Here is a 2863-nt window from a genome sequence, read left to right on the forward strand (position 1 = left end):
GCAAACAGACTTTGATCCGGAGATGTCTGAATGGGGGAACCCAGCCATCATAAGATGGTTATCTTGTACTGAATACATAGGTGCAAGAGGCGAACCAGGGGAACTGAAACATCTAAGTACCCTGAGGAAAAGAAATCAACCGAGATTCCCTTAGTAGTGGCGAGCGAACGGGGACTAGCCCTTAAGTGGCTTTGAGATTAGCGGAACGCTCTGGAAAGTGCGGCCATAGTGGGTGATAGCCCTGTACGCGAAAATCTCTTAGTCATGAAATCGAGTAGGACGGAGCACGAGAAACTTTGTCTGAATATGGGGGGACCATCCTCCAAGGCTAAATACTACTGACTGACCGATAGTGAACTAGTACCGTGAGGGAAAGGCGAAAAGAACCCCGGAGAGGGGAGTGAAATAGATCCTGAAACCGTATGCGTACAAGCAGTGGGAGCCCACTTTGTTGGGTGACTGCGTACCTTTTGTATAATGGGTCAGCGACTTATTTTCAGTGGCGAGCTTAACCGAATAGGGGAGGCGTAGCGAAAGCGAGTCTTAATAGGGCGTCTAGTCGCTGGGAATAGACCCGAAACCGGGCGATCTATCCATGGGCAGGTTGAAGGTTAGGTAACACTGACTGGAGGACCGAACCGACTACCGTTGAAAAGTTAGCGGATGACCTGTGGATCGGAGTGAAAGGCTAATCAAGCTCGGAGATAGCTGGTTCTCCTCGAAAGCTATTTAGGTAGCGCCTCATGTATCACTGTAGGGGGTAGAGCACTGTTTCGGCTAGGGGGTCATCCCGACTTACCAAACCGATGCAAACTCCGAATACCTACAAGTGCCGAGCATGGGAGACACACGGCGGGTGCTAACGTCCGTCGTGAAAAGGGAAACAACCCAGACCGTCAGCTAAGGTCCCAAAGTTATGGTTAAGTGGGAAACGATGTGGGAAGGCTTAGACAGCTAGGAGGTTGGCTTAGAAGCAGCCACCCTTTAAAGAAAGCGTAATAGCTCACTAGTCGAGTCGGCCTGCGCGGAAGATGTAACGGGGCTCAAACCATACACCGAAGCTACGGGTATCACGTAAGTGATGCGGTAGAGGAGCGTTCTGTAAGCCTGTGAAGGTGAGTTGAGAAGCTTGCTGGAGGTATCAGAAGTGCGAATGCTGACATGAGTAACGACAATGGGTGTGAAAAACACCCACGCCGAAAGACCAAGGTTTCCTGCGCAACGTTAATCGACGCAGGGTTAGTCGGTCCCTAAGGCGAGGCTGAAAAGCGTAGTCGATGGAAAACAGGTTAATATTCCTGTACTTCTGGTTATTGCGATGGAGGGACGGAGAAGGCTAGGCCAGCTTGGCGTTGGTTGTCCAAGTTTAAGGTGGTAGGCTGGACTCTTAGGTAAATCCGGGAGTCTAAGGCCGAGAGCTGATGACGAGTTACCCTTTGGGTGACGAAGTGGTTGATGCCATGCTTCCAAGAAAAGCTTCTAAGCTTCAGATAACCAGGAACCGTACCCCAAACCGACACAGGTGGTTGGGTAGAGAATACCAAGGCGCTTGAGAGAACTCGGGTGAAGGAACTAGGCAAAATGGCACCGTAACTTCGGGAGAAGGTGCGCCGGTGAGGGTGAAGCATTTACTGCGTAAGCCCACGCCGGTCGAAGATACCAGGCCGCTGCGACTGTTTATTAAAAACACAGCACTCTGCAAACACGAAAGTGGACGTATAGGGTGTGACGCCTGCCCGGTGCCGGAAGGTTAATTGATGGGGTTAGCTAACGCGAAGCTCTTGATCGAAGCCCCGGTAAACGGCGGCCGTAACTATAACGGTCCTAAGGTAGCGAAATTCCTTGTCGGGTAAGTTCCGACCTGCACGAATGGCGTAACGATGGCGGCGCTGTCTCCACCCGAGACTCAGTGAAATTGAAATCGCTGTGAAGATGCAGTGTATCCGCGGCTAGACGGAAAGACCCCGTGAACCTTTACTATAGCTTTGCACTGGACTTTGAATTTGCTTGTGTAGGATAGGTGGGAGGCTTTGAAGCGTGGACGCCAGTTCGCGTGGAGCCATCCTTGAAATACCACCCTGGCAACTTTGAGGTTCTAACTCAGGTCCGTTATCCGGATCGAGGACAGTGTATGGTGGGTAGTTTGACTGGGGCGGTCTCCTCCTAAAGAGTAACGGAGGAGTACGAAGGTGCGCTCAGACCGGTCGGAAATCGGTCGTAGAGTATAAAGGCAAAAGCGCGCTTGACTGCGAGACAGACACGTCGAGCAGGTACGAAAGTAGGTCTTAGTGATCCGGTGGTTCTGTATGGAAGGGCCATCGCTCAACGGATAAAAGGTACTCCGGGGATAACAGGCTGATACCGCCCAAGAGTTCATATCGACGGCGGTGTTTGGCACCTCGATGTCGGCTCATCACATCCTGGGGCTGAAGCCGGTCCCAAGGGTATGGCTGTTCGCCATTTAAAGTGGTACGCGAGCTGGGTTTAGAACGTCGTGAGACAGTTCGGTCCCTATCTGCCGTGGACGTTTGAGATTTGAGAGGGGCTGCTCCTAGTACGAGAGGACCGGAGTGGACGAACCTCTGGTGTTCCGGTTGTCACGCCAGTGGCATTGCCGGGTAGCTATGTTCGGAAAAGATAACCGCTGAAAGCATCTAAGCGGGAAACTTGCCTCAAGATGAGATCTCACTGGGACCTTGAGTCCCCTGAAGGGCCGTCGAAGACTACGACGTTGATAGGTTGGGTGTGTAAGCGCTGTGAGGCGTTGAGCTAACCAATACTAATTGCCCGTGAGGCTTGACCATATAACACCCAAGCAATTTGCTTACTTCGAAAGAAGCATCAGATTGCGGTGTGTGAAGAC

General features: G+C 51.8%; 1 rRNA gene (only partly in view). It reads left to right on the forward strand.

Annotation, left to right across the window (positions count from 1 at the left end):
* Nucleotides 1-2804, forward strand: a 23S ribosomal RNA gene (locus PMI31_RS20770) (it extends 88 nt beyond the left edge of the window).
* Nucleotides 2805-2863: the final 59 nt, after the last annotated feature.

It is taken from the genome of Pseudomonas sp. GM55, from assembly GCF_000282395.1.
Lineage (GTDB): Bacteria > Pseudomonadota > Gammaproteobacteria > Pseudomonadales > Pseudomonadaceae > Aquipseudomonas > Aquipseudomonas fluorescens_CC.